The 24,357-nt window shown below is 73.1% G+C and carries 21 protein-coding genes and 3 pseudogenes; 9 read left to right on the plus strand and 15 right to left on the minus strand.

Translation table 11 applies throughout. The features are described 5' to 3' along the window. The 3 genes from VIW71_RS26465 to VIW71_RS23300 all read right to left on the minus strand — a co-directional run. On the minus strand, positions 1 to 326 hold a 326-nt coding region (locus VIW71_RS26465), incomplete at its 3' end, for a 2-oxoglutarate dehydrogenase E1 subunit family protein (RefSeq protein WP_414720817.1). A gap of 124 nt (positions 327 to 450) precedes the next feature. Further along, the gene (locus VIW71_RS23295; protein WP_331624503.1) at positions 451 to 1,671 is read right to left on the minus strand and encodes a HAMP domain-containing sensor histidine kinase; all 1,221 of its coding nucleotides are present in this window, start codon (positions 1,669 to 1,671) and stop codon (positions 451 to 453) included. Beyond that, positions 1,668 to 2,381: a response regulator transcription factor gene (locus VIW71_RS23300; RefSeq protein WP_331624505.1), complete on the minus strand. Its 714-nt coding sequence runs from the start codon at positions 2,379 to 2,381 to the stop codon at positions 1,668 to 1,670. Before VIW71_RS23300 ends, VIW71_RS23295 begins: the two co-directional genes overlap by 4 nt. A 1,044-nt stretch (positions 2,382 to 3,425) precedes the next feature. Here VIW71_RS23300 and lon point away from each other — a divergent pair. After that, entirely contained in the window at positions 3,426 to 5,858 is a 2,433-nt protein-coding gene (lon, locus tag VIW71_RS23305; RefSeq protein WP_331624506.1) for an endopeptidase La, read from the plus strand. Between the two features lie 114 nt (positions 5,859 to 5,972). Here the strand turns inward: lon and VIW71_RS23310 are convergent, their stop codons facing one another. After that, on the minus strand, positions 5,973 to 6,848 hold the full coding sequence (locus tag VIW71_RS23310) for a lysozyme (RefSeq protein ID WP_331624507.1): 876 nt from the start codon (positions 6,846 to 6,848) through the stop codon (positions 5,973 to 5,975). A gap of 331 nt (positions 6,849 to 7,179) precedes the next feature. On the opposite strand from VIW71_RS23310, the gene VIW71_RS23315 reads away from it, so the two are divergent. Further along, positions 7,180 to 7,755 carry a MarR family winged helix-turn-helix transcriptional regulator gene (locus VIW71_RS23315; protein ID WP_331624508.1) on the plus strand — a complete coding sequence of 192 codons (576 nt, stop codon included), beginning with the start codon at positions 7,180 to 7,182 and terminating at the stop codon, positions 7,753 to 7,755. An 18-nt stretch (positions 7,756 to 7,773) separates the two neighbouring features. Here VIW71_RS23315 and VIW71_RS23320 read toward each other — a convergent pair whose 3' ends face one another. After that, on the minus strand, positions 7,774 to 8,544 hold the full coding sequence (locus VIW71_RS23320; RefSeq protein ID WP_331624509.1) for a hypothetical protein: 771 nt from the start codon (positions 8,542 to 8,544) through the stop codon (positions 7,774 to 7,776). Between the two features lie 170 nt (positions 8,545 to 8,714). Beyond that, positions 8,715 to 9,110, minus strand: coding sequence for a PPOX class F420-dependent oxidoreductase (locus VIW71_RS23325; protein ID WP_331624510.1), 396 nt, complete (start codon positions 9,108 to 9,110; stop codon positions 8,715 to 8,717). 283 nt (positions 9,111 to 9,393) lie between these two features. Here VIW71_RS23325 and VIW71_RS23330 point away from each other — a divergent pair. Together VIW71_RS23330 and VIW71_RS23335 are read left to right on the plus strand one after the other, a co-directional pair. Beyond that, positions 9,394 to 9,888 (plus strand): annotated as a pseudogene (locus VIW71_RS23330) (DUF742 domain-containing protein). After that, positions 9,869 to 10,477 (plus strand): GTP-binding protein, encoded by a 609-nt coding sequence (locus tag VIW71_RS23335; RefSeq protein WP_331624511.1) that lies wholly within the window; start codon positions 9,869 to 9,871, stop codon positions 10,475 to 10,477. The pseudogene VIW71_RS23330 and the gene VIW71_RS23335 overlap by 20 nt, the downstream one beginning before the upstream one ends. Positions 10,478 to 10,531: 54 nt before the next feature. Here the strand turns inward: VIW71_RS23335 and VIW71_RS23340 are convergent, their stop codons facing one another. From VIW71_RS23340 to VIW71_RS23355, 4 genes are all read right to left on the minus strand, one after another. Beyond that, positions 10,532 to 11,938, minus strand: coding sequence for a C40 family peptidase (locus VIW71_RS23340; RefSeq protein ID WP_331624512.1), 1,407 nt, complete (start codon positions 11,936 to 11,938; stop codon positions 10,532 to 10,534). Between the two features lie 426 nt (positions 11,939 to 12,364). Next, a complete protein-coding gene (locus VIW71_RS23345; protein ID WP_331624514.1) occupies positions 12,365 to 12,628 on the minus strand; it encodes a hypothetical protein in 264 nt (87 codons plus the stop codon). Beyond that, a complete protein-coding gene (locus tag VIW71_RS23350; protein ID WP_331624515.1) occupies positions 12,625 to 13,365 on the minus strand; it encodes a TetR/AcrR family transcriptional regulator in 741 nt (246 codons plus the stop codon). The genes VIW71_RS23345 and VIW71_RS23350 overlap by 4 nt, the downstream gene beginning before the upstream one ends. Positions 13,366 to 13,619: 254 nt before the next feature. Further along, positions 13,620 to 14,408, minus strand: coding sequence for a DsbA family oxidoreductase (locus tag VIW71_RS23355; protein ID WP_331624516.1), 789 nt, complete (start codon positions 14,406 to 14,408; stop codon positions 13,620 to 13,622). 216 nt (positions 14,409 to 14,624) lie between these two features. Between VIW71_RS23355 and VIW71_RS23360 the strand changes: the two are divergent. Beyond that, a pseudogene (locus tag VIW71_RS23360) lies at positions 14,625 to 14,845 on the plus strand (aminobenzoate oxygenase); the annotation flags it as partial. A gap of 204 nt (positions 14,846 to 15,049) precedes the next feature. Here VIW71_RS23360 and VIW71_RS23365 read toward each other — a convergent pair. Beyond that, positions 15,050 to 16,519: pseudogene (locus VIW71_RS23365) on the minus strand (penicillin-binding transpeptidase domain-containing protein); the annotation flags it as partial. Next, positions 16,516 to 17,922, minus strand: coding sequence for an FtsW/RodA/SpoVE family cell cycle protein (locus VIW71_RS23370; RefSeq protein ID WP_331624517.1), 1,407 nt, complete (start codon positions 17,920 to 17,922; stop codon positions 16,516 to 16,518). The pseudogene VIW71_RS23365 and the gene VIW71_RS23370, both read right to left, overlap by 4 nt. 119 nt (positions 17,923 to 18,041) lie before the next feature. Here VIW71_RS23370 and VIW71_RS23375 point away from each other — a divergent pair, with 119 nt between their 5' ends. The 3 genes from VIW71_RS23375 to VIW71_RS23385 all read left to right on the plus strand — a co-directional run bounded on the left by VIW71_RS23375 (position 18,042) and on the right by VIW71_RS23385 (position 20,145). Beyond that, on the plus strand, positions 18,042 to 18,695 hold the full coding sequence (locus VIW71_RS23375) for a pentapeptide repeat-containing protein (protein ID WP_331624518.1): 654 nt from the start codon (positions 18,042 to 18,044) through the stop codon (positions 18,693 to 18,695). A 23-nt stretch (positions 18,696 to 18,718) separates the two neighbouring features. Next, entirely contained in the window at positions 18,719 to 19,210 is a 492-nt protein-coding gene (locus VIW71_RS23380) for a glutathione peroxidase (RefSeq protein ID WP_331624519.1), read from the plus strand. Between the two features lie 320 nt (positions 19,211 to 19,530). After that, positions 19,531 to 20,145 (plus strand): hypothetical protein, encoded by a 615-nt coding sequence (locus tag VIW71_RS23385; protein WP_331624520.1) that lies wholly within the window; start codon positions 19,531 to 19,533, stop codon positions 20,143 to 20,145. A gap of 232 nt (positions 20,146 to 20,377) precedes the next feature. Here the strand turns inward: VIW71_RS23385 and VIW71_RS23390 are convergent, their stop codons facing one another. Both VIW71_RS23390 and VIW71_RS23395 read right to left on the minus strand, forming a co-directional pair. Then, positions 20,378 to 20,746, minus strand: a complete 369-nt coding sequence (locus tag VIW71_RS23390) for a hypothetical protein (RefSeq protein ID WP_331624521.1) — start codon at positions 20,744 to 20,746, stop codon at positions 20,378 to 20,380. A 134-nt stretch (positions 20,747 to 20,880) separates the two neighbouring features. After that, the gene (locus VIW71_RS23395; RefSeq protein WP_331624522.1) at positions 20,881 to 21,888 is read right to left on the minus strand and encodes a helix-turn-helix transcriptional regulator; all 1,008 of its coding nucleotides are present in this window, start codon (positions 21,886 to 21,888) and stop codon (positions 20,881 to 20,883) included. A gap of 281 nt (positions 21,889 to 22,169) precedes the next feature. Here VIW71_RS23395 and VIW71_RS23400 point away from each other — a divergent pair, with 281 nt between their 5' ends. Beyond that, the gene (locus VIW71_RS23400; RefSeq protein WP_331624523.1) at positions 22,170 to 22,664 is read left to right on the plus strand and encodes a hypothetical protein; all 495 of its coding nucleotides are present in this window, start codon (positions 22,170 to 22,172) and stop codon (positions 22,662 to 22,664) included. A 124-nt stretch (positions 22,665 to 22,788) separates the two neighbouring features. Here the strand turns inward: VIW71_RS23400 and VIW71_RS23405 are convergent. Then, positions 22,789 to 24,357: helix-turn-helix transcriptional regulator (locus VIW71_RS23405; RefSeq protein ID WP_331624524.1), on the minus strand; the 1,569-nt coding region annotated here is incomplete at its 5' end.

Below are 24,357 nucleotides of genomic sequence, written 5' to 3' on the forward strand. Positions count from 1 at the left end.
GGGGCCGGGGCCGGGGCCGGGGCAGGGGCGTGAGCCTGTGCCGCCCGGCCGGACCCCGCGGGTGCGGGGGCCTCCGCCGTGCCGGTCGTCGCCCGCTTGGCGGCGCCGGACGCTCCGCCCTGGCCCGCGGGGGCCGCCGGAGCGGTCGAGCCGTCCGGCTTGTAGTCGGCGAAGAAGTCCCACCAGGCCCGGTCTACCGAGTTCGGATCCTGGAGGTACTGCTGGTAGATCTCGTCAACCAGCCACTCGTTGGGGCCGAAGCCCCCAGCAGGGCCTTCGCCCTGTTCGTGGTCGGTGGAGACACTATTCGGGGACTGTGGCGACACGGCGGCAACCGCCCTCTTCCGCTTCACAAGATGGTGGACAGCGGAAATAAAGGCTACGCCTACCAGGCCCCCTCATGCAGGCTCGGGGGTCACTCGTCGCGTAAGTCACACAGGAAGACTGGTTTCACCGCTCTCGTTGACGGGAAAACGTGTCCTCTTCCGGGTTGGTCCTCGGAGTGCGCGGTCGCGGCGCCGGTCCGCCCGGCAGGGTGACGTGGATACGGCACCCACGCGGCGATTCGGCGACCTGTATCCGGCCGCCGTGCAGATCCACCGCCCAGCGGGCGATCGCCAGCCCCAGCCCCGTACCGCCGTCTCCGCCGGGGTGGGAGCCGCGGTGGAAGCGGTCGAAGACCCGGACGCGGTCGGCCTCCGGGATGCCGGGGCCCTCGTCCACCACGTCGAGCTCCAGGCTGCCGGGCGCGGGGCCGCTGCGGGCCCGTACCGTCACCCGGCCGCCCGGCGGACTGTGCTTGACCGCGTTGTCGACCAGATTGGCCACCACCTGGTGCAGCCGCTCGCCGTCCGCGTAGGCCATCAGTTCCAGGGGTGACACATCGAGGTGCAGGGGGACGTCGGCGCGCGGCCGGGTCCGCGAACCGGGCCCGGAGGTGCCCATGCCCAGGCTCGCGGTCTTCAGCACCGCCGACAGATACGGCCACACCTCGAACCGTTTGGCGTCCAGCCGCGCCGCCCCGCTGTCCAGCCGGGAAAGGTCGAGCAACTGGCTGACCAGCTTCCCCAGCCGCTCGGTCTGCCGCAGCGCCAGCCGCATGGTCTCCGGGTCGGCGGCCGAGACCCCGTCGACCACGTTCTCCAGCACGGCCCGCAGCGCGGCGATCGGAGTGCGCAGTTCGTGCGAGACGTTCGCCACCAGCTCCTTGCGGTGCCGGTCGACGGCGGCCAGGTCGGCGGCCATCCGGTTGAAGGTCTCGGCCAGCTCGCCGACCTCGTCCCGGCGCACCCGGGCCACCCGGCGGCTGTAGTCACCGCCGGCCATCGCGCGGGCCACCGCCTTCATCTCGCGCAGTGGCGCGGTCAGGCCGTTGGCCACTATCTGGGTGATCAGCAGTGAGGCGATGATCGAGAAGACGGTGATCACGCGCAGCTCGGTGGCCGAGTGGATGGCGACGATCACCAGCAGCGTGGTGATCAGCACCGACACGATCACCAGCAGCTGCAGCGCGGCCTTGATCGACCGGAACGGGTCCCAGGGGCGCAGTGCCGCCCACACCCGCCGCCACCAGCGTTTGACGGCGCCGCCGCGCCCGGCGCGGGCCCTCGCGGCGCGGGCTGTCCCGGTCCGGGGTTCGGAGGCCCGGGGTTCGGAGGCCCGGGGTTTCATGGCGCCGGCGTCTCCAGCGCGTACCCGACGCCGTGCACGGTCCGGATGCGCTCGGCGCCGATCTTGCGGCGCAGCGCCTTGACGTGGCTGTCGACGGTACGGGTGCCGGACGCGTCGGCCCAGTCCCACACCTCGGCGAGCAACTGCTCGCGGGACAGCACGGCGCGCGGCTGCTGGGCCAGGCAGACCAGCAGTTCGAACTCGGTCGGCGTCAGGTGGACGTCGCTGCCGCGCACCCAGACCCGGCGCTGTGCGTGGTCGATCTCCAGGTCCCCGAGCTGGATACTGGCGCCGCGCGGGCTGTGCGCCGCGGCGGTGGCCCGCTCCACCCGGCGCAGCAGTACGTGCACCCGGGCGGCGAGCTCCCGCATCGAGAACGGCTTGGTCATGTAGTCGTCGGCGCCGACCCCGAGGCCGACCAGCATGTCCGTCTCGTCGTCCCGCGCGGTCAGCATGAGCACCGGCACCGGCCGGTCGGCCTGCACCCGGCGGCAGACCTCCAGCCCGTCGTACCCCGGCAGCATCACGTCGAGGACCAGCAGGTCGGGCTGCCAGGCGAACGCCGCCTCCACCGCGGAGGGGCCGTCGCTGGCGGTCCGTACCTGGAACCCCTCGGCCTGCAGTCGCGCCGCGATCGCCTGCGTTATCGTCTGGTCGTCCTCGACCACCAGCACCCGGCGCTGCGCGCCGGACGTCTGTGTGCTGTCCACTTCCGCCCCACAAGGTCGTCCTGATTACCCGCAGCGTACGGGGCGGCCCGGCGCCCTGACTATGACGCCCCAAAGGGCGCCACGGGTGGTCCGTCGGGTGGCGCGTCGTGCGTCCGCGCCGCCCGGTGCGGTGCGTGTGTTGCCCTCGGTGTGCTTCGTGCGGTGCCCTGCGCGGTGTCGCCGCGGCCGCCGCCCTGACCGCCAGGTGTACGACGTCGGGGACGCCGTGTGCCACCGGCACCTCAAGAGTGCGGACCTGCGTGAACCCCACCGCCCGCAGCTCCGCCCCGAACGCGGCGAAGGGCTGCGCCGACCACACGGCGAGCACACCGCCGGGGTTGAGTCGCTCCCGGCAGGCCGCGAGGCCGCTGTGACTGTAGAGACTGCCGTTGTTCTCGGTGACTGTCCAGTCCGGGCCGTTGTCGACGTCCAGGCACAGGGCGTCGTACGTCGCAGTCGCCCGGTGGACGTACGCCACCAGGTCCTCGCCCAGGATGCGGACGCGGGGGTCGTCCAGCGCGTGCGCCGAGAACGGGGTGAGGTGGCCCTGGCGGTGCCACGCCACGACCGCGGGCTCCCGCTCCACCACGGTGATGGCCGCCCACCGCGTCTCGGCGGCGGCCGCAGCCAGTGAGAAGCCCACGCCGAGGCCGCCGAGGAGCAGGGTCGGGGCGGGGCGCGCCGGGCCCAGCGCCTGGAGGGCGGCGTCCACCAGCAGCCGCTCGGAGCGGCCGTCGGAGGTGTCCATCAGGAACGTCCCGTTGGCGATGATCTCGTACCGCTCCCCGCGCCGGCGCAGCGCCACCTCCCCGCACGGGCCGGTGCGGCGGTCGACCGTGGTGACGGACGCCTCGTGTGCGGCCATGGGTTCACCCTGGGCGTATTGCCCCGCGGCGGCCCTGGTCGACCGGGAGGGCGCCGCCCGGCACCTTCCCTTTCGGACGCCGGTGAGGCGATCGCTGTGGGCGAACAGGGGTGGGGAACACCGCGGGGCGGAGAGACATTGAGTCTGGTGTACTCAAGTTGCTTGCATAGGGAGAGATCATGGCGTTTGAGTCCACGACTAGCCCCCTGACCCTGCCCGTACTGCCTCTCGACGACGAGGTGGTGCTGCCGGGCATGGTGGTGCCGCTGGATCTGACCGACCGTGAGGTGCGGGCCGCGGTCGAGGCGGCGCAGGCCGCGCAGCCGGAGAGCGGGGCGGGCAAGCCACGGGTGCTGCTGGTGCCTCGGGTGGACGGGAAGTACGCGGCGGTGGGCACGCTCGGCACCGTCGAGCAGGTCGGCCGGCTGTCGGACGGGGACCCCGGCGCCGTGATCCGCGGGCGGGCGCGGGTGCGGATCGGGGCCGGTACCACCGGCCCCGGGGCCGCGCTGTGGGTGGAGGGCACCGTGGTGGAGGAGCCCACGCCGGTGGAGTCGCCCGGTACGGTCGCCGAGCTGATGAAGGAGTACAAGGCGCTGGCCACCAGTTGGCTGCGCAAGCGCGGTGCCTGGCAGGTGGTCGACCGGGTGCAGCAGATCGAGGACATCGGCCAACTCGCCGACAACTCGGGCTACTCCCCGTTCCTCACCACCGAGCAGCGCATCGAACTGCTGGAGACCGCCGACCCGGTGGCCCGGCTGCGGCTCGCCGTCCAGTGGCTGCGCGACCACCTCGCGGAGCAGGACGTCGCCGAGACCATTCGCAAGGACGTCCAGGAGGGCATGGAGAAGCAGCAGCGCGAGTTCCTGCTGCGGCAGCAGCTCGAAGCCGTCCGCAAGGAACTGGCCGGGCTGAAGGGCGACCCCGAGGACGAGGCGGACGACTACCGCTCCCGGGTGGAGGCCGCCGACCTGCCGGAGAAGGTCCGGGAGGCCGCCCTGAAGGAGGTCGACAAGCTGGAGCGCTCCTCCGACGCGTCGCCCGAGGGGAGCTGGATCCGTACCTGGCTGGACACCGTCCTGGAACTGCCGTGGAACACCACGACCGAGGACACCTACGACGTCGCGGGCGCCCGGGCGGTGCTCGACGCCGACCACGCGGGCCTGGACGACGTGAAGGAACGCATCACGGAGTACCTGGCCGTCCGCAAGCGCCGTGCCGACCGCGGGCTCGGCGTGGTCGGGGGCCGCAGGGGAGGCGCCGTGCTGGCGCTGGTCGGCCCGCCCGGGGTCGGCAAGACCTCGCTCGGCGAGTCCGTGGCGCGGGCGATGGGCCGCAAGTTCGTCCGGGTGGCGCTCGGCGGCGTCCGTGACGAGGCCGAGATCCGCGGCCACCGCAGGACGTATGTGGGCGCGCTGCCCGGCCGGATCGTGCGGGCGGTCAAGGAGGCCGGGTCGATGAACCCGGTGGTGCTGCTGGACGAGGTCGACAAGGTCGGCTCCGACTACCGGGGCGACCCGGCCGCCGCGCTGCTCGAAGTCCTCGACCCCGCGCAGAACCACACCTTCCGCGACCACTACCTGGAGGTCGAACTCGACCTGTCGGACGTGGTGTTCCTCGCCACGGCCAACGTCCTGGAGGCCATCCCCGAGCCACTGCTCGACCGGATGGAGCTGGTCCGCCTGGACGGCTACACCGAGGACGAGAAGGTCGTCATCGCCCGCGACCACCTGCTGCCCCGGCAGTTGGAGCGCGCCGGTCTCGACACCGAGGAGGTCAGCCTGGACGAGGAGGCGCTGCGGCGGCTCGCCGGGGAGTACACGCGCGAAGCCGGAGTACGGAACCTGGAACGGACCATCGCCCGCATCCTGCGGAAGGTGGCGGCCCGGCACGAACTGGGCGACCAGGAACTGCCGTTCGCGGTCACCGCGGACGATCTGCGGGCGCTGATCGGACGGCCGCACCACGTACCGGAGTCCGCGCAGGACCCCGAGGAGCGGCGTACGGCGGTGCCGGGTGTGGCCACCGGCCTCGCGGTCACCGGCGCCGGCGGCGACGTGCTCTACATCGAGGCGTCGCTCGCCGACCCCGAGACCGGTGGCAGCGGACTGGCCCTCACCGGCCAGTTGGGCGACGTGATGAAGGAGTCCGCGCACATCGCGCTGTCGTTCCTGCGCTCGCACGGCGCGGAGCTGGAGCTGCCGGTCGGCGACCTGAAGGACCGCGGTGTCCACCTGCACGTCCCGGCGGGGGCGGTGCCCAAGGACGGGCCGAGCGCGGGCATCACGATGACCACCGCGCTGGCGTCGCTGCTGTCCGGGCGCCGGGTGCGCACCGACGTGGCGATGACCGGTGAGGTGTCGCTGACCGGGCGGGTGCTGCCGATCGGCGGAGTGAAGCAGAAGCTGCTGGCCGCGCACCGGGCGGGGATCACCACCATCGTGATCCCCAAGCGGAACGAGCCGGACCTGGACGACGTACCCGCCGAGATCCTTGAGGCGCTGGACGTGCACCCGGTCAGCGATGTCCGGCAGGTGCTGAAGCTGGCCCTGGAGGCGGCGGGCGCGGATGCCGGTACGAGCGCCGGGGGGCAGGTGCCGGTGGCGGCCTGACGGCCCGACGGCCCGACGACCTGACGGCCCGGCACCCCGGAACTCCCCGCCCGCCTGAAGGACGGCCCCCGCCTCACCGAGGCGGGGGCCGTCCCCGTGGCGCCGGTGGGGATCTCAGCCGAGGGCGTACGCCTGTACGCGGTCGAGGGCGCCGTTGAAGTAGTCCTGGTCACCGGGGAAGACGCCGGAGTCGGCGTACTGCCAGAAGGTGTAGTACGGCCAGCCGGCCGGCAGCGTGCCCGCGGAGGAGGCGTAACGGGCGATCCACAGCGCGTTGGTGGAGCTGAAGGCGGCACTGTTGCCGGTGCACGTGGTCCACCAGTCGGTGGTGGAGTAGATGGTGGGGTAGCGGCCGGTGCGGGCGTGATACTGGTTGCTGAACGAGGCGATCCAGTTGACCATGCTGCCCGCACTCAGCCCGTAGCAGGTGGCGCCGTACGGGTTGTACTCGATGTCGAGCGCGCCCGGCAGCGTCTTGCCGTCGGCGGACCAGCCGCCGCCGTGCGCGATGAAGTAGTCGGCCTGGGTGGCGCCGCTGGAGACGTTGGGGAGCGCGAAGTGGTACGAGCCGCGGATCATGCCCACGTTGTACGACCCGTTGTACTGCTGGGCGAAGTACGGGTTGGTGTACGAGGTGCCCTCGGTCGCCTTGATGTACGCGAACTTGCCGCCGTTGGCCCACGCGGCCGACCAGTTGACGTTGCCCTGGTAGCTGGACACGTCCATGCCGGGGGTCTGCGTGACCAGGGGCATGACCGTGCCGGGCTTCTGGGGCGGGACCTTCTCGTGGGCCCTGATGGTGGAGCCCATCCAGTCCAGTTCCGGGTGGGTCATGGGGCCGTTGGCCTTCGAGCCGCCGGCCGCCGCGTCCGCCGTGCCGGGCACGGCGAGGACCAGCGCCAGCAGGGTGACGAAAAGACCGGCCAGCAGAGCGAGCCGTGATCGGGCCGAGCCTGTGCCGTGCACGACGGAGAGATCTCCGTGGGACATGCGTGCCTCCAGGTGGGGGACTCGGCATGACCTTGGAATGGTCATGACAGAAATGACGGTATGTTGGGCGCTACGCGCGTGGAAGAGGGCGATGGGCACCGCCGGTGGTCTACGCCTGCGAAATACTTGACATGCTGCGGAGACCACCGTCCGTGAAGCGAACTTTTCAGCCGTGGAAAGCGGGGGCACAGTGAACGAGGCGAACGGCTCCGCGCCGGGCGGCCCCGACGGCTCCCCGCGGCGGCCTGCGGATTCCCGTGGCCCGGGCGGCCGGGTGCCCGGGGGGGTTCCGGCACCCGGCCGCCGCTGGGGTCCCGCCGGTACGGGTTCCGTGCCGGGTCAGCGTCCGGGCCCGGGGCGGTGGGGTCCGGCCGGCGAGGGTGCCCGCACCCCGAACCCGGCCTCAACCCCCACCCCGCCCCGCGGTCCGGCCGCCGCACCCGAGGCCGGTGCTCGCGGCGGCGAGCAGACGGGCTCGGCCACCGACGCGCTGGAGCGCGAACTCACGGTGCTGCTGCGGCGGGCGCGGGCCGCTTCGGGCGAGCTGGCCCGGGAGCTGCATCCGGACCTGGAGCCGGCGGCGTACGGGTTGCTGGTGCGGCTGGAGGAGGCGCAGCCGGCGCGTGCGACGGACCTGGCGGCGTACTTCGGCGTCGGGAAGGCGACGATGAGCCGGCAGCTGCGGGCCCTGGAGGAGCTGGGTCTGGTGGCCCGGGAGCCGGACCCGGCGGACGGAAGGGCGTACCTGATGCGGCTCACCGAGGAGGGCCGCGAGCGGTTCGCCCGGGTACGCAGCGCGCGCCGCGAACGGTATCTGCAGCAGCTCGCCGCCTGGGAGCGCGGCGAGGTCGCCGAACTGGCCCGCCTGCTGCACCGGCTCAACCGCCTCCAGGACGAGGAACGGTAGAGCGGCAGAGCCGTCGGGCTACCATTCCACGAGAACCGCCGTCGCGTCGTCGTAGGGCTTGCCCCGGGGGACCGCCGTGCCCATCGGGTCGGCGGCCTCCAGGGAGCGCACCCGGGTGATCAGCGCCGCGGGGCCCTCCTTGCGCAGGAGGGCGAAGGCCGTGGGCCAGTCGTCGGCGCGGAAGAGCTCGACCGAGCGAGCCGCCCCGTCGGTGAGGGCGGCCAGCGCGCGGACGGCGGGGCGCCCGGTGCGGCCGGTCACCGCCCGCGCGGCGACCGCCGGGTCGGCCGCGGCCGTGAAGAAACCGCCCTCCAGGTTCCGCAGCGGGGCGACCCGCGTGCCCGCGGCCCGCAGCCGGTCGAGCCGGTCGTCCAGGACGGGCGTCACCGTGCCGTCCGCGCCTTCGAGCAGCAGCACGGAGTCGGAGAGCACCAGGTGCTCCACGGTCTGCGCCGTCCAGCGGACCGCGACCACCGTGGCCTGCGGAGTCAGTGGATGAGACAGGTCGCAGGTGTCGCGATGGGCGTCCGCCGTGCGGGCGATGGCCGCCGACAGGCACCCGGCGAGCGTCAGGTCGGGCCGCGAAACCGACAGTTCGATCAGCGCGCCGCCGAGCCGGGCGGTGAACCACGGCACCGAGTGGACGCACCCCCCGTTGTCCGGCGGGGGAGTCACCCCGTCCAGCACCACCACGGCGCCGCCCTGCCCCCCGGCGGGCAGAGCCACGGACACGAAGTCCTCGTTGGGTGCTCCGGGGGTGGCGGGCTCGGTCGCCGTCTCGACGCGCATGGGGCCAGTGTGCAGGACCGGCTGTTCGACCCGGGCGGGCGGCCGTACCGGGACCGCGGTCGCCGCTCGGACGGCCGGCCGCGGCCGCACGGGCCCCGTACCCTCCTGACCCGCGACGCGGCCGGCGATGTCCGGTGGCCGTCCGGGTGGGTCGGCCACCGGACATCGCGTCAGCCCTGCTGCGTGGTGTGCGTAGGACGCACCATGATCCTGACGCGGTACGGGGTGTCGTTGAGGTCGCCGCGGCCCATGCCCAGTTCGTACCGGGCCGCGAGCTCGAAGAAGAAGTCCGCGTCGGTGTCGGGTTCGATACGCTCCACCGTGCCGCGCACCTCCAGGTAGCGGTAGGGCTGCAGCGGATCGTTGATGGAAAGGGAGACGCTCGGGTTGGCCACCACGTGGTGGTATTTGCGCCTCAGCGTGGAGGTGGTGAAGGAGAGGAACTCACCGTCCCAGACGTACCAGACCGGAGTGACCTGAGGAGTCCCATCGGGTTTCACCGTCCCGAGGTGACCGAACAAAGGACGCTCCAGCATGTCGCGGTGGCTTGCGGGGATCTCGGTCATGACTACCGCTCCTGATCAGGGTTTGACGGGTCGTATGGTCGGCATCACCTGCCGCGCCCGGAAAGTTATCATGACCCTGATTCGTGACAGGGCCGGAAACGTTTCGCGGGTGATCGCCCCGGCTACTCCCGGAAGTCAACTGAATCCGGTACCGGGCTGTCCCTGGACACACCGGGGCTTCGTCGGCCGAGGCCGCGATCACCGTGTCCGGGCGGTTCCGGGACAGCGCCGGCCGCTCGGACAGCGCCGGCATCGCGGCGTACCGCGGGACGGCGAACGTCAAGTGCCTTTTACGCCGGGCAGGTCGGGCAATAGTCCCGACAACCGAGCCAGGCGGACTGCGGCGAAACGGAAACACCGAACAGGAGGGCAGCGGGACGACCGGGTCGCGGGTCGCGCCCGCCCGGCGAGGAGCGGACCGCGGGACCTCACGCGCCCGTACCCGCCGACCGCAGGCCGTACCCGTGTCGGGCACCTGCTGCTGGTGGAGACGTTCCTGGCTACCATCGACGAGCCGGCCGAACGACTCGCCCTCACCGGGTGCGAGTAGGCCGAGCGGGTGATGCCCGGGTTGCGGGCGATCGTCGAACTGTGCCGCGGGATGCGGCCGGTGACCGAGATCTCCGCATTGCCGCGCATCCCGCTCGGAGCGGTCCGGGTCCTGATCGGCGACCTGGCAGACCAGGGAAGAATCCGCGTGTACGGTACCGGGCACGGGCCCGGCGGGCCCGACCGCACGCTGCTCGAAAGGGTGCTCAGTGGACTTCGCGGGCTTTGACCAGCAGGACGGCCTGCAGGACTGGCAGACCGGACACGAACGCGCGCCGGTCTCCACGAAGATCGTGGTGGCGGGCGGCTTCGGTGTGGGCAAGACCACGTTCGTGGGCGCGGTGTCCGAGATCGCGCCGCTGACCACGGAAGCCGTCATGACCCAGGCGAGCGAGGCACTGGACGACCTGGCGGCCACCCCGGACAAGACCACCACCACGGTCGCCATGGACTTCGGGCGGATCACCCTCGAAAAGGACCTCGTGCTCTACGTGTTCGGTACGCCGGGCCAGCAGCGGTTCTGGTTCATGTGGGACGACCTGGTCCGCGGCGCCATAGGAGCGGTGGTGCTGGCCGACACCCGACGGCTGGCCGACTGCTTCCCGGCGCTGGACTACTTCGAGGGCACCGGGCTGCCCTACACCGTCGCGGTCAACCAGTTCGAGGGCACCGCCACCTACAGCGCCGACGACGTACGCGAAGCCCTCGCCGTACCGTCGCACATTCCCGTGCTGATCATCGACGCGCGCAAGCGGTACTCCGTCGTCGAGGCGCTGCTCGCCCTGGTCGCCCACGCGATGAGCGAACAGCCCCTGTAGACCGGACCGTTACGCCGAGCGGCACCCGACGGCGCGGCCTGCCTCGCCGCGGGTTCAGGGCGCGCCGGTCCAGCCGGCGGTCGGGCTCGGGCCCGGGTCCGGACTCCCGGAGCGGGTGGGCGTGGAGCCGGTCGGCGCGGGACTGGTGGGCGCGGGGCTCGTGCGAGCGGGTCCGGCGGGTCCGGTGGACGGGGGGCCGCTGGGTGCGGGGCTCGGGCCCTTCGGGGCCGGAGGTGGCGTCGCCGGCTTCCACGGGGTGGGGGCCGGGGTGTGGCCGGGCGGCGGCCCAGGGGTGCGCGCGGGCGGCTGCGGTGCCGGCACGCCGATCGGCGTCGGCTTCTTCGCCTGCGGCGGGACGGGCCGCGGTGTGTAGCGGGGCAGCGGCCGGTCGCCGGGGTCGGGGCGGACCGCGCCGAGGATCGGGTTCACCGCGAGCGGCGACACCTTCACGTACGAGCCGGGGCGCGGGGCCTGGATGACCAGGCCGTCGCCGATGTAGAGCGCCACATGGGTGGCGCCGGGGAAGTAGACCACCAGGTCGCCGGGGCGCAGCAGGGCCAGCGGCACATGCGGCAGCCTGGCCCACTGCTCCTGGCTGGTGCGCGGGATGGTCACCCCGGCGTGCGCCCAGGCCTGCGAGGTCAGGCCGGAACAGTCGAAGGCTCCGGGCCCCTCGGCGCCCCACACGTACGGCTTGCCGAGCTGCAGGAACGCGTACGCGATCGCCCGGTCGCCCGCCTTGGAGGGGGCGCGCAGCGCCGGGTCGCTGCCGAGCGCCTTGGAGTCGAGCAAATCCCGCTGCGCCTTGTTGACGCCCTTCTCCTCCAGCGCCTGCAACTCGGCGATCTGCACGCCGGTCAGCCCGGCGAGTACCGCCTCGACCTGCCGCAGGTGCGTCTCGACCGCCGTCTTCCGGGCCGCCTGCACGCTCTGCGCGTGCTGGGCCCGGTCGAGAGTCCGCTGTGCCTGGGCGTTGAGATCCTTCAGCCGGGCCTCGCCGTCCGCCAGCCGGCGCAGTACGTCGTTCTGGTGCCCGGCGGCCCGTGCGAGGACGTGCCGCTGCCCGAAGAAGTCCTGCGGGGACCGCCCGGCGAGCATCGACAGGTACGGCGACACGCCTCCGTCCTGGTACATCAGCCGGGCCATCAGCCCGGCCTCGTCCCGGCTGGCGGCCAGTGCCATCCGCTGCTGGGCGAGCTGACCGTCGATCCGTGCCGCCTTGGCCCGGGTCTGGGCGGCGATCACTGTGGCCTGGTTGTACGACTCGCTGGCCGACTCCGTCTGCCGGTAGAGGGTCTGAAGCTGGGCCAGCAGGTCGGACAGGGGTATCGGCGCCGCGGGCAGCGGGTCGTACGGCTGTGCGCCGGCCCGCTGGGCGGCGGGCAGCGAGAGGGCGGCCGAGCCGAGCAGCACGCCGCACACCACGGCCGAGCGGAGCCATCCCCTGGCGAGTCGGGTCACTGACTTCCCCTCATCTCCCGTAACCGGCACGTAACGCGTCGCCGATCAGGATCCAACCATGGATTGTCGTATCGTCGACAGGGGGAATAGGCGATTCCGCCCACATCGGTCACCCCCCGGGGTGAACCTGAATGCCGTCCGCTCCGTCGTCCGAGCGCCGATCCGTTCCCTCCCCCAGCCCGACGGCGGTACGACGGCGCCGCGGCACGAGGTCGCCGCACGGCCGCCGCTTGGGTGGTGGACGGCACGCATGGCCGCTTGAGAGCCGGGCGGCGCGCGGCGCGTTTCGGCGGTGGCGCGGCGCGGGCCGTGCTTGGGTGGTGGACGGTACGGGCGGTCGCTTGGGCGGCGCGCGGCGCGTTTCGGCGGTGGCGCGGCGCCGGCCGCGCATGGGAGGCGGACGGTACGGGGCCGCGCGGTTCCGCGTCAGCTCCGCTTCGACCAGGGCCACTTGAGTGTGTCCGGCCGCCTGCCCTCCGGGTCGTGGACGAAGATCCAGCGCGTCCGGCGGGACCCGCGCGGGCCGGGGCTCGGCTCGCGGTGGTAGACGTACTCCCGATCCGGCCCGCCCTCCGGCACGGGGACGGGCACCCGGTAGACCCGCGGCGGCTGCCCGGTCATCCCGACCAGCACCTCGATCACCCGCCCGTCCAGCGGCCCCCCGACGAACTCGGTCGCCTCGTGCCTCACGGCGCCACCCCGCCGTCCAGCAGACGCGCCGCCGCGTCCCGGAGCGGGTCGAGCCGCGCCACGAGCCGCCCGGCGGGGCTGCGCGGCGTCTCCTGCGCCAGCGCCCGCAGCGCCGCCTCCGCGGCCTCCGCGTCCGTGGTCGCCGTCACCAGCAGCAGCCCGGTGAAGTGATCCACCAGCCAGTCCCGCAGTTCGTCCAGCGGCGGCTGCTTGCCCGCGTCCAGCCAGGTCAGTGACACGGCCTCCACGCAGGTGATCCAGCACCGGACCATCATGGCCAGGCGCGGCCCCGGCGTGACCACGCCCAGGTGGTGCAGCACCTGTTCGGCGGCCCGGCGGCGTACGTCGTCCACGATCGCCTCGGTGCGGCTGGTCTCGGCGACGCCGCCGCCGCGCAGCAGCGCGCTGTAGGCGTGCGCGTGCTCGTCCACGTACTCCAGGTAGCGGCCCAGAGCCTCGGCGAGCCGCCCGGTCGGCGGCCCCTGCGAGGGCACCGCGAACCGCGCGATCAGCTCCTGCGCCGCGTCGAGCACCGCGGCCTCGTACAACTGCTGCTTGCCGCCGGGGAAGTATCGGTAGACCAGCGGCCGGGAGACCCCGGCCGCCGCGGCCACGTCGTCGACCGAGACGTCCTCCGGCCGCCGGTGTCCGAAGAGGTCCACGGCCGCGGCGAGGAGTTGGCTGCGGCGCTGCTCGACACTCATCCGCCGGTACGCGGGCGCCGCACTGCTGCTCATGCGGGCAGCCTACGGCCTCCCGGCGGCCGGGGGTCGCCTCGGCCGCTCACGGCCTGCCCGCACATCAGGTCCCGGGCCCTCGCCGCGGACCGCGCTCCAGGCCGATGCCGGCGCCCGGCGTCAGGGCGGGAGATCCGGCGGTGCCCGTGCACGTCAGGGGCGCCGGGTTCGAGGCGGTCACGCCGGCCGTGGGCGCCGAACGACGGAACCCCTTCGGGGCGGCACGATCCATGCGGACCGGGAGGACTCGGTGGTCAACCGTTCGTGGCGCGGGAAGCGGCGGGTGCGGGTGCGGCAGGCACCTCGCAGACGCCGTCCGCGCAGCCGTCGCCGTCCACCACCGGAGTGTCCGCCTCCGCGGTGGCAGGCATTCCGGCGGTGGACGGGACGACGGCCTCCGGCACGTCCGCCGCCGTCTCCCGCGCCACCTGCTCGAGCACCCGCAGGAACGTGGACGCCTCCTGGCCGCCCTGCACCGCCCACTGCCCCTCGAAGACGTAGGTGGGCACGGCGGTGATGCCGAGTTGCTGCGCATGGTCGATGTCGGCGAGAACGTCCTCGTGCAGGGCGTCCCCGGCCAGGAAGGCGGTGACATCGTCCCGGTCCAGGCCGACCGCGACGGCCGCGTCCGCGAGCTGGGCGCGGTCGCCGATGTCCGTGCCCTCGCTGAAGTGCCCGGCCATCAGCCGCCCCTTGAGCCGGGCCTGTGCCTGCGGACCGTACGTGTCGAGGGCGTACCGCAGCAGCCGGTGGGCGAGCAGCGTGTTGTTCTCCACGACCGTCTCGAAGTCGAAGGTGATGCCCTCGGCGGCGCCGACCGCGGTGAGCCGCTCGTCCAGCGCCGCCGCCCGCGGCCCGAACTTCGCCTCGAGCACCTGCCGGTGCGGTCGCGGCTCGTGCGGTGCCCGCGGGTCGAGCTGGAACGGCCGGTAGACCACCTCCACCGTGTCGGCCTGCGGGAAGGCGGCGAGCGCACGCTCGAAGCGGGCCTTGCCGACATGGCACCACGGGCATGCGATGTCGCTGTAGATCTCGACCTTCACGGTTCATCCTCCTGGTCGCACGCGTCTGCCTCAGCGCAACCGGACCACTGCACCGCGTTATTCCCGCGCCCCGCCGTCCCGGCCCGCACTCGCGTCCGGCCTTCATGAGGGTTACCAGCGGTACGGACTTGCGGGACTCTGCGTCAACAAGCGCGTCAGGCCCCCGCGACGGGAGGAAGGGCCCATGCCGACGGACGGGGCGACGGGAGGGCCGGTCGGATCGTGCCGTGCGTGCGGGACACCGGCCTGTGGGGCCGCGCCTCCAGCGGGCCTACGTCGACAGGGGCGTCCTGGAGCTGGGAGACTCCGACCTCGACCTGCTGACGGTCGCCCAGGACGAGGAGGTGGCCGAGCGGCTGGACGCCGAACGGTTCGCGGCGGCGGAGGGCGCACGGGTCGCGGAGGTGACGGAGGCCGTCGCCGAGGGGGCGCAGGCGCGGCGCCTCTCGGCCGGCGGGACCCCGGCCGGGCGCGGGGAACCGCGCGACCAGCCCGCCACCGGGTTGCGGCCGGGGACAGAGCGGCGACCGGTCCGGCGGAACCCGCCACCGCGGCCCGGCGCGGGTGCGAGCGGCCGGGCGCGCCGCGCCGGGGCACCCACGCGGCGGCGGGGCCGCCGAACCCCCCGGCGCCCCCGACCCGTTCAGCACCGCGCCCATCACCGCGCGCGCGATCGGCGCCGCGTTCCCGCCGCCCGAGACATCGGTCCGGACCGCCTCCGCGTCCTCCACCACGACCGCGACCGCCACCGAGGCCGGCGCGCCGCGCGGATCGCCCGCGACGGCCGGCGGCTTGGCGTAGCAGATGAACCAGGCGTAGGGAGTGCCCGCGTTGTCCTGGCCGTGCTGGGCGGTGCCGGTCTTGCCGCCGACCACCACGCCCGGGATCCTCGCGTTGCCGCCGGTCCCGGAGGTGACCACCGCCTCCATCAACTGCTGGAGCACGCTCGCGGTGCGGGCGCTGACCGACTGGCGCAGTACCCGCGGCCTCGTCGTGGAGACCGTGACGCCGCTGTGGTTGGTCACCCGGTCCACGAGATACGGGGCCATCAGCCGGCCGCCGTTGCCGACCGCCGCTGCGACCATCGCCATCTGCAACGGGGTCGCGGTCGTGTCGAACTGGCCGATCGACGACAGCGCCACCTGATCCGGGCTCATCTCCCGGTCCACATTGCTCCTGGCGACACCCGCCGGGATACGCAGCGCGGCGTCGTTGAACCCGAACGCCTGTGCCTGCTCCAGTACCCCGCGCGGCCCCAGGTCCGCGCCGAGCTTGGCGAAGACGGTGTTGCAGGAGATCCGGAACGCCTCGTACAGGCTGGCGTCACGGCAGCCGCCGCCCTCGTTGGTGAGCGCGACCGTGGTCCCGGGCAGCCAGTACGGGTCCGGCGAGTCGGTACGGGCCCACGGGTCGCGCACCCGGCCGCTCTGCAGCGCGGCGGCGGCCGTCACCACCTTGAACGTGGAGCCCGGCGGATACGTCTGGCGGATCGCCCGGTCCAGCATCGGCTGGTCCGGGTCGGCGGTCAGCGCGGTCCAGGCGTCGGCCACCTCCGGGCCGGAACCGGAGAGCAGCGCGGGGTCGTACGACGGTGAGGAGACCAGCGCGAGCACGCGCCCGGTGGCCGGGTCCAGCGCGGCGACCGCCCCCTTGCGTCCGGCCAGCCCCGTGAACGCGGCCCGCTGCGCGCCCGGGTCGATGGTGGTGTGCACGTCGCCGCCGCGCTGCCGGACCCGGGTCAGCTCGTTCCACAGCGGCTTGGACGCGAGCCCGGGGTCCGTACCGTTCAGGACCGCGTCCCGCGTGCCCTCCAGCAGCGTGGCGCCGTAGATCTGCGAGGAGAAGCCGGTGACGGGCGCGTAGAGCGGGCCGTCGGCGTATGTGCGCGCGTACCGCAACCGGCCGCCGGTGGGGCGCGAGCCGGTGATCGGGAGTCCGGCGACGAGGATGTCGCCGCGCGGGTCGTGGAAGCGGGCGACGGCGATCCGGCGGTTGGCCGGGTTGCCGTCGTAGGTGTCGGCCAGCAGCACCTGGACGCGGGCCGCGTTCACCAGCAGGGCGGTCAGCAGCAGGACGCAGAAGACGGCGGCGTGCCGGATGCAGCGGTTCATGCGACCACCGCCGCCGGTTCGGGGGCCGGTGCGGGCGCCGGGCGGCCGGCCCGGTCGCTGGCCCGGATCAGCAGCGCCACGATGATCCAGTTGGTGACGACCGAGGAGCCGCCCTGCGCCAGGAACGGCATCGCCATGCCGGTCAGCGGGATCAGGTCCATCACCCCGCCGGCCACCACGAAGACCTGGAGCGCCAGGATCGACGCCAGTCCCACGGTGAGCAGCCGCCCGAACGGGTCGGGCAGCGCCAGCCCGGCCCGGAACCCCCGGGTCACCAGCAGCGTGTAGAGCAGGAACAGCCCGCACAGCCCGGCCAGCCCCAACTCCTCGCCCGCCGTGGCCAGGATGAAGTCCGACTTGGCGGCGAAGCCGATCAGGTACGAGTAGCCCTGGCCGAGCCCGGCGCCCAGCGTGGCGCCGCCCGCGAAGGAGAAGAGCGACTGGGCGAGCTGGCCGGGGCCGAGCCCGGCGTCGATGGAGGCGAACGGGTGCAGCCAGTCCCGCACCCGGCCGTGCACGTGCGGCTCCAGGCCGCCGACCGCGACCGCGCCGGCCGCGGCCAGCAGCAGCCCCACCGCGATCCAGCCGGTCCGGCCGGTCGCCACGTACAGCATCACCACGAACAGGCAGAAGAACAGCAGGGAGGTGCCCAGATCCCGTTCCAGCACCAGCACGCCCACGCTGACCAGCCAGAACGCGACCACCGGGCCGAGCACGCGGCCGGTGGGCAGTTGCAGCCACGGCACGCGCGGGAGGCGGCGGCCGGTGTACGCCAGGGCCGCGCGGTTGGCCGAGAGATAGCCGGCGAAGAAGACCGCGAGCAGCACCTTCGCGAACTCGCTCGGCTGGATGGAGAATCCGGCCGCCCGGATCCAGATCCTGGCGCCGTTCACCGCGGGGAAGAGGATCGGCGCGACCATCAGCGCCAGCGCGAGGGTCACACTCAGGTACGCGTACCTGGCCAGCACCCGGTGGTCGCGCAGGGCCAGCACCACGACGATGAAGAGCGCCACGCCGAGGCCGGACCAGACGAGTTGGGCGGGGGCGGCGCGCGGGCCGAGCGCGGGCTCCAGGTCGAGGCGGTAGATCAGCACCAGGCCGATGCCGTTGAGCAGGACGGCGATCGGCAGCAGCAGCGGGTCGGCGTACCGGGCGCGAGCACGTACCGCGAGGTGGGCCAGGAGCGCGAGGAGGCCGAGCCCGGCGCCGTAACCCGCCGCCCCCGGCGGCACCCGGCCGTCCGTCGCCAGGCCGACCTCCGCGTACCCGTACATCGAGATCACCACGGCGGCGACGATCAGCGACAGCTCCACCCCGCGCCGCGAGCCGGGCCGGCCACCCGGCGGCGGCGCCGGCGCGGGGGCCGGGGGAGGGGTGGGAGCGGTCGCGGACGTTGCGCTCATGGGCCGCCACCCTAGCAATGGGTGGGCGATATATCCGTTAGGTCGGATTACCGGGGGTCGGCTGCCCCTCGGACGGGCTGTCGTCCGGCCTGTCGGTGGCCCCACGTACGCTGGCCGTCGTGACCGTTCCGGAAGAGATCGCCGACCTGTCCTACGCGAACTTCCTGCGCCCCCACGAGGGGCCGCTGACGGCCGAGGGGGACTACGACACCCTCCACTTCGACCGGCTCACCTTCGAGGGCGACAGTGCCGGCGGGGCCCGCTTCCTCGAATCCGCCGTCACCGACTGCGTCTTCGCCGACGCCCGGCTGCGCCGCGCCCGCTTCAACAACGTATGGATCACCGGCACCCGCTTCACCGGGGTCTCGCTCGCCGAGACCGACTGGCTGGACTCCTGGCTCACCGGCTGCTCGCTGGCCGGCGTCGAGTCCTTCGGGGCGGTGCTGCGCCGGGTGGTCTTCCGCCGCTGCAAGCTGGACTCCGTGAACCTGCGCTCGGCCGCCCTGCACGAGGTGGCCTTCGAGGACTGCGTCCTGCGCGACGTGGACTTCGGCGAGGCCCGGCTCGACCGGGTGACCTTCCCGGGCAGCACCCTGGAGCGGGCCCGCCTCGGGCGCGCCACGCTGGAGAAGGCCGACCTGCGCGGCGCCCTCGCCATCGACCTCGCCGACGGGTACGAATCGCTGCGCGGGGCGATCGTCGGTTCCGTGCAACTGCTCGACCTGGCGCCCGCGCTCGCCAGAATGCTCGGCATCACCGTCAAGGACCGCTGACCCCGACCTTCAGGAGACGTTCCGTGAGCACTCTGTACGACATCCCGCTGCGCACACTCGACGGCACCCCCGCCACTCTCGGGGATCACCGCGGCAAGGCGCTCCTGGTGGTGAACGTCGCCTCGAAGTGCGGCCTCACCCCGCAGTACGAGGGACTGGAACGGCTTCAGAAGCGGTACGCCGACCGCGGCTTCACCGTACTGGGTGTACCCTGCAATCAGTTCGGCGGTCAGGAGCCCGGCACCGCGGAGGAGATCCAGACCTTCTGCTCCACCACCTACGGCGTCAGCTTCCCGCTGCTGGAGAAGGCCGATGTCAACGGCGCGAACCGGCACCCGCTCTACGCCGAGCTGGCCCGGGTGCCCGACGCCTCGGGTGAGGCCGGCGACATCACCTGGAATTTCGAGAAGTTCCTGGTCAGCGCGGAGGGCGAGGTGGTCGCACGGTTCCGGCCGGGGACCGAGCCGGAGGCGGCTGAGGTGACCGGGGCTATTGAGGCGCAACTACGCCGCTGAGCCCGCTGAGCTCCGCGAGGGGCCTGTGCGAGCTGTTCCGGGACCCGTAGATGCGCGAATGCGCCATGGCGGAATCCGGCCGGTCGGTGGACATTGTCCGGATCACCCCCTTCCTGGTTGGCTTTTCTCACCGCCCCACAGAGGAAGGGACAGCGGCAGTGCAGGACATCGAGTTCCGTACCGGGCACCTGTGCCTCGACACGGACCCTGCGCTCTGCCTTCCCTGCCAGGAGCGGTTGGATCGGCAACTCGCCTTGCTTCCCCGGGTATACGGCGAGTTGGAGGTTGCGCTCGTATCGGCGCCGGACTCCGGCGACCGAGTGACCGGCACTGCCCGGCCCGGCATCCCCCTGAACGGGCCGGCTGTCGAGGCGCGCGCCGACATTCGAGGCACACTCGCCTCCTGGGCCGATCTGATTGTCGAGGGCCGCACCGTCCGTCTCCCCCTACGGACGGTGCCGGCCCTCGCGGCTTTCCTCCGCCGTCATCTCGGCTGGCTGGCCGTACACCCGGCCGCCGAGGACGCGGCGGCGGAGATCGACGCGCTGCTGCTGCGGTCCCTGCGGATCGCCCGGCCGCGTCACGAACGGCGGATTCCGGTGGGCCGGTGCGTCGCCACGGCCTGCCGCGGCCGGCTCACCGCGGTCGCCCGGGACCCGGGCTCCGCGCTGCCGTCCGTCGTGGAGTGTGACGCCGACCCCACGCACACCTGGCCCCCCGCGCGCTGGCGGGCCCTCTACCGCGGCCTGCCGGCCCTCCCCAGCGGTCTGTCCGCCCAGCAGATCTCCAGCGCCTGGCGCATTCCGCCCGGGACGGTCTACTGGCTGGCCAACGAACACCGGTGGCGGCGCCGCAGAGACGGCCGCCAGGTCATGTACGCCCAGGAGGACGTCCTGGACACGCTGGGCCGCGACCGGCTGGAAAAGAACACCTGACTCCCGCGTCCTGTGCGTTCTGCCGCCGTTCGGGCTCTTCTCCCCTCGGGCCCCCGGGTGTCCGCGCATGTCCGCCGTTGCGCTGTGCCGGAGCACAGCGGATACAGCCGCCCCCGAATACCTACGGCCCGCGTGTCACCGCGGGCCGTACGGCGGAAAGGAGGGGGGATGGTGCGTGCCCGTTCTCGTGCGGATATCGGCTTGCGCGGCACCCGTTCAGGTGGGCACCTGCCTACGCCGACAGCGCGGTGGGCTGGTCGGCGGGGGGCGAAGGGAACCACGTAGCCGGAGAAACCGCTGCTGACTGGGGGAACCACGTGCTCTGCACTGCCGTCGTGCGGGAGGCCGACGGGAACCAGGTGTCCGCACCGGCGACCGTGATCCGGGCGCCGTTCGGGAACCAGGTCCGGATGTTGGGGAACCAGGTGTCGGGCGACAGCTGCGCGGCCGTGGACGGCTCCGGAGCGACCGAGGTGCTGGAGGCGGCAGGACCTGAGCCACCGGCCGCGACCGCGACGGTCGTTCCGGCGGCGGCTGACGACAGTACGAGCACCAGGGCTGCGACAGTGGAGACATGTGTCGTGCGCCGGATACGCGACATCGTAATCCTTAGTGGTACGGGGGAAGGGGAAGCTGGCGTGTCGCTACACGTAACTTCGCCAATACTGGCAAAATCAGACAGCGGTATGCCACGTTCCGCTGGTGCGCGTCCGCGCCATGGCGCATGTGCGCAGGTCAAATGAGTCCTCGGGTGGCCGCCAGTACCCCAGCCTGAAACCGGCTGTCCGCCTGGAGATATCGCATGATCTCCGACACCAGGCGACTCACTGTGCGCAGTGACACACCCAGTTTGCGGGCGATCCGCTCGTCTGTCATCCCGTTGGCCAGAAGTCGCAGGGTGGTGCGGTGCTGCTCGGTCAGTTCGCCCTCGGCCTCGATCGAGCCGGTGCCCTTCGCCGAGTACGGCACCGAGCGCAGCCAGCAGTCCTCGTACATGGCCACGTAGGACCTGACCAGAGCGGGACCTCGGACGATGACCGCGGGTCCGGAGGGGTCCTCGGGGTTGGCCAGTACCAGTGCGCTGTGGGAATCCGCGATGAGCAGGTCGAAAGGGACCTGTTCGGCCAGGCGTACTTCCGCGCCGGTGGCTGCGAGATCCGAAAAGTATTTACGTTGTCTGGGTGCGGAATTAACGCTCTGCCCGTAAATGGCACGAACTCTGACGCCCCGCGCGATAAGTGTGCTGTCCGCCGCCAAAGAGCCGGCCAGGATTTCCCCGGACGGCAGCGGGCCGGGGTGCATCGAGCCGACGGATTCACTGATGGTCGCGTCGAAATCCCGGACGAATTGCCGCCGCCGGTTCTCCTTCGTCACGAGTTCGACTTCGATCTCGGCGGTCTCGCGCAGCACGGCGGGGCGGTAGCGCTCCATGAGGGACTCGGCGGCCTCCACGATCGCCGACAGTTCGTCGCGCTGGGCCCGCAACGCCTCGCGCTGCCGGGCGAGCAGGCCGATCAGCGCGGTGTCCGGGTCCACGGAATCCACCTCTTCCGCCACCCGACCGGGACGTATCAGTCCCAGCTCCCGCAATTCGGACCAACCGGCCGCGGCCTCGGTGTCGGTCAGCCCCAGGCCGGCCTCCGCCTTGTCAGGGACCGTGGACCCGTTGGCGCGCAGCGACTGGTACAAAGCGAGCCCGATGTCGGCGGCGTCAGCACCACCACTCCGAACAGCACTGGCCACGGCTTCCCCCTTTCGTCACCGCGTGCCGGACACGTGGGTCCGTGCGCAGTGTGGCGACAGCACCCGAAGCGACTTTAGCAACGGTTCTGTCCTATGCCAGCGGTCGAGCGGGCGCCGCTGTTCCCGCGGGCGGGGAAAGGTGGCATATCGACCCGGGAGTGCGGATGCGCGTTCGGGTCCGGCGACCGGCGGGTGACGGGCCGGCGACCGGGATTCGCCCGTTTACCGGAGTGCCCCGCCCCACCCGGGGTACCCGACGGGCAAGGAGCCCTTCACCGGAGGTGACCGAAATGCTGATCCTGGGCCTGCTGCTGCTGGCCTGCACTGCCGCGTTCACCGGGCTCGCGATCTCCGACAACCTGTCAGGTGGTCCGGACTACACCGTCAGCGTGCTCGGAAACCCCGTCGCGACCATGAACTCCCTCGCCGTCTTCTGCGCCGGCCTCGCGCTGGCCGTGCTCTTCGGCCTCGGCGCCCTGATGACCATGAGGGGCCTGGGCCTGCGCCTGCGCCGCCGCAGGATCCGCACGCCGGCCCGCGCCCGGCACGACGCCGCGCTGCGTGCCCGTGAGCGCGACGAACCGGCCTCCCGGCCCGACAACCCGGCCACGACGGGCGCCCCGGTCCAGGAGTACGCTGCGCCCGGCGACCACGGCGACACCCGGGACCGGGACTTGGCGGCGGGCCGGGACGCCGGCGGGGTGTCCCGGGACTCCGGCGCCACCCGTGCGCCCCGCCACCGCCACCGCCACGCACGGCACCTTTTCGGCCACTGAGCCGACCACCGACCCCTGTGAGGGCGATCGGACCGGGGACCGGTCGCGACCGCGTGCCCGCGCCAACCGCGCGCGGGCACGCGGTTTTTTCGCCGGGCTGTCCCGGGCCGACCCGCCCGCGCCCTCACTCCGTGCCGCCCGCCAGGACCACGTGGGTCAGCGAGACGCGGGAGCGCACGCCGAGTTTGCGGTAGGCGCGGGTGAGGGCGGCCTCGACGGTCTTGACGCTGACGGTGAGCGTGGCGGCGGTCTCGCGGTTGGTGGCGCCCTGGGCGACCAGCAGGGCCACCCGGCGCTCGGTGGGCGTGAGCGCGGCCAGGTGGGGGCCGTCCAGGAGAGGGGAAGGCACAGAAAGGCGGTCCAGGGCGGCCGTGGTGAGGGCGAGCCAGGGGCGGGCGCCGGCCCGTGCGAAGAGCCGTGAGGCGTCCGTCAGGGCGGTCCGGGCGGGGCCTCTCGCACCGTGGCGGGCGTGGAGCCGGCCGAGCGCCAGCCGGGTACGTGCCTCCTCCAGCCGGTACGGGAGTCCGGCCAGTTCGGCGGCCGCGGCCGTGAGGTGGGTGACCGCCGCGTCCACGTCGCCGCGCGCCTCGGTCACCAGCGCGGCGGACCGCTCCAGTACGGCGAGCAGGCCGCGCCGTCCCAGCCGTGCGGCCTGCGCCCGGGTCTCCGCGACGAGTTCGGCGGCCTCGTCCGCGCGGCCAGCCGCGACCAGCGCCTCCGCCAGGTCCGCCTGCCAGCGCCGTACCGCCGGATCGCCCTGCCCCTGACCGGTTTCCAGCAGGCGCACCCGCAGCAGGGCGTGCACCGCCGCGTCCGTCTCGCCGCGCAGCAGCCGGACGTGGCCTTCGGCGTGCAGGGCGCGGGGCAGGAAGAGCAGGTCGTCGTCGTCCTCGCTGTGCCGCCTGGCCCGCTCGGCGGCGGCCAGCGCCCGGTCGGCGCTGCCGCCCGCTGCTTCGGCGAGCGCGACGGCGTACCAGGCCGGGCCCTGGCTCAGTCCGGCCTGCTCGGTGACGCGGAGCGCCTGGTGGGCGAGGTCGAGGGCGCCCTCGCAGCGACCGCGCATGATCTCGACCTGGGCGAGCCCGGACAGGCACTGGCACAGGCTCTCGGCAGAGCCGCGGTAGCGCACGGTGTAGACGAGGGCGCGCAGTTCGGTCCGGGCGTCGTCGAGCCGGTCGTGCAGCAGGTGGCGGCGGTGCTTGAGGAAGACCGGGCCGTTGTGGTCGAAGAGCACGCGCGGGTCGGGCGGGGCGGCCAGCGCCCGCCCGAGGGTGGCCTCGGCCTCGGTGCGGCCGAGGTAGAACTCCAGCGCCGCCTGCTGGGTGAGGGCGAGCAGTTCGGTACGGCGGTCGCCGGCCCGCAGCGCCAGCACCGCCGAACGCGCCGCGTGGGTGAGGGCCTTGGCGGCCGAGCCCTCCACGATCCACGCCCGCCATGCCAGCCGGTAGTGCAGCCGGGCCAGCAGCTCCGGGTCGTCCCGCGCGTCCTGCAGCGCCTGCGGGAAGACATCGGCGACCTCGGCCATCGCCTGGCCGCAGGAGTCGACGACCACGATCCAGGCCCGTACCCGGTCCGCCGGGCGGGCCGTCTCGGCCAGCACCTCGTGCGCGATCCGGCGGGCCAGCGGGTAGTCCCCGGCGGCCACCGCGTCCTCCGCGGCGGTGAGCCGGCGGTCGGTGTCGGCCGCCGGGTC

It is taken from the genome of Streptomyces sp. (assembly GCF_036524955.1).
In the GTDB taxonomy this organism is placed as follows: Bacteria; Actinomycetota; Actinomycetes; order Streptomycetales; family Streptomycetaceae; genus Actinacidiphila.

What these genes read in the sequence shown, in the direction of transcription:
- VIW71_RS23310 (WP_331624507.1), bottom strand. Translation starts at nt 6,848, where the DNA reads ATGTCCCACGGAGATCTCTCCGTCGTGCACGGCACAGGCTCGGCCCGA.
- VIW71_RS23295 (WP_331624503.1), bottom strand. Translation starts at nt 1,671, where the DNA reads ATGAAACCCCGGGCCTCCGAACCCCGGGCCTCCGAACCCCGGACCGGG.
- VIW71_RS23325 (WP_331624510.1), bottom strand. Translation starts at nt 9,110, where the DNA reads ATGACCGAGATCCCCGCAAGCCACCGCGACATGCTGGAGCGTCCTTTG.
- VIW71_RS23320 (WP_331624509.1), bottom strand. Translation starts at nt 8,544, where the DNA reads ATGCGCGTCGAGACGGCGACCGAGCCCGCCACCCCCGGAGCACCCAAC.
- lon (WP_331624506.1), top strand. Translation starts at nt 3,426, where the DNA reads ATGGCGTTTGAGTCCACGACTAGCCCCCTGACCCTGCCCGTACTGCCT.
- VIW71_RS23350 (WP_331624515.1), bottom strand. Translation starts at nt 13,365, where the DNA reads ATGAGCAGCAGTGCGGCGCCCGCGTACCGGCGGATGAGTGTCGAGCAG.
- VIW71_RS23370 (WP_331624517.1), bottom strand. Translation starts at nt 17,922, where the DNA reads ATGAGCGCAACGTCCGCGACCGCTCCCACCCCTCCCCCGGCCCCCGCG.
- VIW71_RS23390 (WP_331624521.1), bottom strand. Translation starts at nt 20,746, where the DNA reads ATGTCGCGTATCCGGCGCACGACACATGTCTCCACTGTCGCAGCCCTG.